This is a genomic window from Cupriavidus sp. OTU4054, from assembly GCF_038440175.1.
Lineage (GTDB): Bacteria > Pseudomonadota > Gammaproteobacteria > Burkholderiales > Burkholderiaceae > Cupriavidus > Cupriavidus pauculus_D.
The window spans coordinates 1-4,732 of sequence record NZ_JASATF010000062.1 but is presented as its reverse complement, the minus strand read 5'-3'; the positions used below and the strand labels follow the sequence as shown (position 1 = coordinate 4,732).

The window sequence follows — 4,732 nt, the reverse complement described above, 5'->3', positions numbered from 1 at the left end:
GCCGGCGTCGGAGACGCAGACATATCGGTCTACCCTATAGAGCCAGCCGTTACCCGGCCCACCTGAACGTAGCGCCTCGTTATATTCATCGATGGTTGTGATTCGGTCTATGTAGATTGCTGCGACGCTCCCGAATTCCAAGACGGGTGTTATGTCACGATTAACGATGCAAGAAACTGTCCCATCTTCTAAGCACATGAGTTCCGTAACAGCATCGATAAAGTGCTTGCCGAAGATACGATCTGATTCACCATGGTCAACAACGACAGTGACGAGGCCGCCAGCAGCCACCTCGCGCAAGGCAACCCCATCTACGTCTCGACCCCGGACACCCCTAGCGGCCGCGTCGAGAAGCGCTTCCCCGACGGTCGGCGACAGATCGTGCGATTCGACCTGAACGGCGAGCACGTCATCGTCGATGACGTGCAAACGGTATCCGGACAGTCACAGGACCCGTAGAGCAACGCCGACATACGCGAAGAACCCGGCTTCAGCCGGGCTCTGCAAATCTATCTCGGGTCTTCACTCTTGGCTGCGTGGACAGCCTTTAGCCAATCGTCCCATTGAGCGGGATCGTTTGTACTGCCGTCTGCCTAAATCGTCTACGCCATCCCGCTCAGCATTACTGCGATGTCGTCGCTTCGGCAACCATCCCTCTCGTAGTACTGATCCAAAAAGATAAACATCGCACGATAGGCTTCATTCACTGTCAACCTTAAGACTACACCTGGGAACTGTGGATACCCGTTGGCAACATCACCGGCGGGTCCAGCGAGACGTTCGCGATCCACGAGGCTGCCCTTGAAGCCGGCCGCGCCTACCGCGAAGCCGAGTTGCGGCAGCTATAGAAACTGTGAACCCGACCAAGGCCGGGTTCACTCTGCAAAGTCGGCCTACCCTGGCCCTTACCTACGGAGTACTCAACTTCTTGAGTCCTTTAGATATTTCGCCGAGGCGGCGTAATCGGAGCCATGGGTCTGCAACAAGCTCCCGCGGATCAACATCAAGTAGATGAGCATATCCATCCGCTATTCTTCCGAGAGTACCCTCCACCAGTAGCGCGAGATCCTGTTCACTCGCACGGCCATCCAAGATGTTCTGGAGCGCAGAATAGAATGCTGCATTGTATGCAGAGAGGTTAGCGAGCCCCTTTCGATCCCAATTTGATGCCAGCCATTCCAGTTCCTTCCTTAACTCAGGACTTGCCGTCATAGTTCTCCTCAACTCAAGATTGGGCCGATCGTCACTGCTACTAGTTGTCCACCAATTCGCAAACAGCTCCTAGCTCCGATGCCCTGTCCACAAATGAGCTTGTGCAATCTGGTGAAACGGCAACCACGACGGCATCCCCGCTAAGGATTGAATCAACATACTGCTTCGCCTCCGACAGGGACAGCCCGCAGTTCTCTCTAAGCAGAGAGCCAAGTTTGACTTTATTGAATCCAAACTTCCAGCCTGTTATCCGAATCGACGTCATTAATTCACCTTGCTTTTAACGCCGCGCGAAATTTCCCGCGGATTCGTACCGGTCGCCCTCGTTCCATTATTGATGACGACTTCAAGATCAGCGGGAAACCGACATGCTGCTTTAGCTATACTTCCATCCAACGCGACGCTCTTGAAATCCCCGCAGATCTCCGGCGCCCCACCGCTCGTATCGAGTGCAAGAACAAGGCAAGCATCCATATCCGTAAGCGTTGCCGTGCGCGCCTCGCCATCGTTCAAGCTCGAAACAAACGTCTCCCAGCACGAATATTCGAACCACATACTTCCACGATACTCCAGGCTGTGCCTGAACTGCTGCACGCGAACGACAACGTCCATTTTCATAGACGGAACATGCTCGTCTGTCGCAATGACGTCGAGCTCCAGCTGAAATGGCTTGTCGATCGTGACTTGCATAGCATCAAAGCCAACCGATGTTGCTCGTACTCGATCATTTCAATTTCATCCATTGCTTGCCCAGGACGCGGGCAATACGGTGTGATATCGCCCCGATGGGCGGCTAGGAAGGGGCCGACGGAACATGCCGGCATAAGGGAGGCGTCCCCAGTCCAGCGACTGGTGGCCAGTCTTCGGCGTCCGGCTCGGCCAGTACGTCGGCCGGCGTCGGCTCCGGCTCTTACTCGGGGAGCTGTGCGGCCGGGCGAGCGCCAGCCGCACCGGGTGCGTCGCCACGTGGATGTCCTGTAGTCGGGCATCACTGGCGCAAAGCGAACGCCAAGTCTACTGCCGTCTCATGGGTAGCTCAAACGAGAAACGCGAGCCCTCAGTCGTTTTCCCGCTGATTTTGGACGATGTCACCATATAGCTTTCAACGACACCTTCGGTACCAAACTTCCAAAGCTCCGTGCCATCTTGAGCAATGCCAACAAAGCCCATCTCATCGCGAACAATTAGCGAATCACCGATCTCGATGAATTCGTGAAACACCAAAGGCATGCGGAAGGAGAAGCACTTGATACCAATCGTCAAGTCATAGCAGACCAAATATTCATTGATACCCACAAGCATACGCTGACCATCGAGCACGGCCTGCGGCACCAGACCTAAGTTCGCGTAACCAACGTTCAGATGCGAGCCTTCCAGCGTTTGAAAATATCCCCACGTATTCGCATCGCAGGTCAACAGCGTTCCCAGTACCTTTCCCCCAGAAGCGCGCGCCTCCATGTCGCTGCGGGAGTCGCAAGGTACCCACTTCAGCATGTCAAATCCGGTCATAGTCACTTGGCGATAATGGTAAGTACCTTCCCGTTCAACTCAACAAACTGAACCTTTGAGCCTGTACCAGTTAGGCCTGGCAAATAGAACTCCCGCAGGTTGCTACCCGGCACCGTTCCCGGGCCAACAATGGATGACGGGTCATTGTAGGCTTGGTTAAGCAACTGCGTCACTGTTGCACGGTTTGCAGGAGTATCGGCAATTCCGATTCTGCTTGCATTCCCTGCTGCTCTAGCTGCGTTGTACACGTTCGACGAATCGATGTTGTTGTTGAACAGGAAGTCCAACTTGCGCCCGTTGTCACCGAACGTAAGCTCGCTCGCCACGTTTGTGGCCCCACCCAACGCCACCGCGGTGCGGCTGCCGGACATCGTCGGCAAAGCATTGCTTTGGCCTCCACCACCAGGCAACGACCCGACCCCACCGCCGCTAAAACCCATAGAACTGATCAGCGCGTTATAGGTCAGTCCCAAGTCCCCAACAGGCAGCACACCTGCCTGAGCACCCGCGATGTATGCGTTGAGCGCCGCATTATGTAGCCAATTCCGCTCCTGCACCGTCAGGTTAGGGTCCTGTGCCGCTACGTTCAGATCCTGGATTGTTTGCCGGATGTCGGCCGCATTCAAGACGCTCGTCGGCTGGCTCTCGAAGCTGTATGCGCGAGTCAGGAGCGTGCGCGTCTTCGTGCTCATCGCATTGTTCAGCGCCTCGTTCTGCGCCGCCGCAGCCGCCGCATTGGCGTTCTGACCAAGAGCCGCAGCCAGCCCACCACCCGCCAGCATCGCAATCGCCACCGTCGCGGCGTTGTACACCGGGTTGTTGTAGCTCGTCGTGGTCGTTACCGTACCGTCCCCGTTGTCAACGGTGGTCACGGTCTGGCTGCCGCCGTACAGCCCGTCCCGCACCAGCGGCGCTACAACAGCACTGGCCGCCCCACCAATGGCACCGCTCTCGCAATCCCCACCCATCGCACTCTGCGCCGCGCACCCCAGCGCCGCATGGCTGGCGATGTTCTGCAAGCTCAGCGGGTCGGTGTGGCTGCCGATATCGTTTGCACCGAGCGCAGCCGCCTGCCCGACCAGGTTATTGATGAGCGCCTGTCCGAAGCTGCCCCCATTGAACGCCGTGTTGACCCCGGCGTTGATCAGCCCTGTGCCGACCATGCCGACCGCCTGCTGGTAGACGGTGCCGGTGGCACCATCCTTTGCCGCCTGCAGCGCACCCCCGGCGGTATTGCTGCCAGCCAGGTTCGCGAGGGTGTTGGTGTCTTTGAGCGACTGACCCCATTCGCTCACGCCAAAGCTGCTGCCATCGAACGTGATGCCATTGGTCAGGCCCGCTGTCACCGCCCCGATCAACCCCGCCTGCGCAATCTTCCCGAAGTTGAGACCCTGGCCAGAAACGATTTGGCTAGCCATGCTGCCGGCCATGCTGGACAAGGCGGCGACCATCATCGCCTGACCCAGCGTCATGCTCGACAGCGCCACTCCCATTGCCGCAGCGGCGGCGCCCGCCGTCACGATGGAGGCAGCAACGGCCGCGACCATCGCGACAATCTGTCCCAGCGGTCCGAAGCCCTTCTTCTCCTTGATGAACTGCGTATGAATGTCGTCGGCCACCGTGCCTTCGACGTAATTCAACCCAAGGCTCTCTTTGAGCTGCGCGACCAGCGCCGCGCTGGCGTCCGCATCGACCGATCCATCAGCGCGCGTAATCCGGAACGCATCGTTGATCGCGCGGATGCTGTCGGCCTCGATGTCCATCTGCATCGCCGACAGAAAGCCGCCCGGCTGCACCACCGTGCCCGTGACGACATTCCAGCCACCCTGCGCCTTGTATGCGTTGGTGCCGATGGACACCACGTTCGGGCTCAGGTCGATGCTCTCCGCCCTGACCGTCAGCGTGTCGCTCGCGACGATCTGGCCGGAATTGCGCAGTTGACCGTCTACGGCGATCCTGATGCTGTCGCCGCTGATCGTGCCGCCGGTCGGCAGCGACAGTGCCTGCGCGT

The 4,732-nt window shown here is 58.2% G+C and carries 4 protein-coding genes; all 4 read right to left on the bottom strand.

All coding sequences use genetic code 11. The annotated features are described in order from the left end of the window. Positions 1-429 (bottom strand): hypothetical protein (locus tag AAHB16_RS32665; protein ID WP_342052933.1); only part of this gene is annotated, 429 nt, incomplete at its 3' end. Positions 430-1,476: 1,047 nt separating this feature from the next. Further along, complete coding sequence (locus AAHB16_RS32660; protein WP_150376390.1) at positions 1,477-1,902, bottom strand: hypothetical protein; 426 nt, start codon at positions 1,900-1,902, stop codon at positions 1,477-1,479. Positions 1,903-2,226: 324 nt separating this feature from the next. Then, positions 2,227-2,706, bottom strand: a complete 480-nt coding sequence (locus AAHB16_RS32655) for a hypothetical protein (protein WP_150376388.1) — start codon at positions 2,704-2,706, stop codon at positions 2,227-2,229. Between the two features lie 17 nt (positions 2,707-2,723). Further along, a partial coding sequence (locus AAHB16_RS32650; RefSeq protein WP_342052932.1) for a DUF637 domain-containing protein occupies positions 2,724-4,732 on the bottom strand: 2,009 nt, incomplete at its 5' end.

What these genes read in the sequence shown, in the direction of transcription:
- AAHB16_RS32660 (WP_150376390.1), bottom strand. Translation starts at nt 1,902, where the DNA reads ATGCAAGTCACGATCGACAAGCCATTTCAGCTGGAGCTCGACGTCATT.
- AAHB16_RS32655 (WP_150376388.1), bottom strand. Translation starts at nt 2,706, where the DNA reads ATGCTGAAGTGGGTACCTTGCGACTCCCGCAGCGACATGGAGGCGCGC.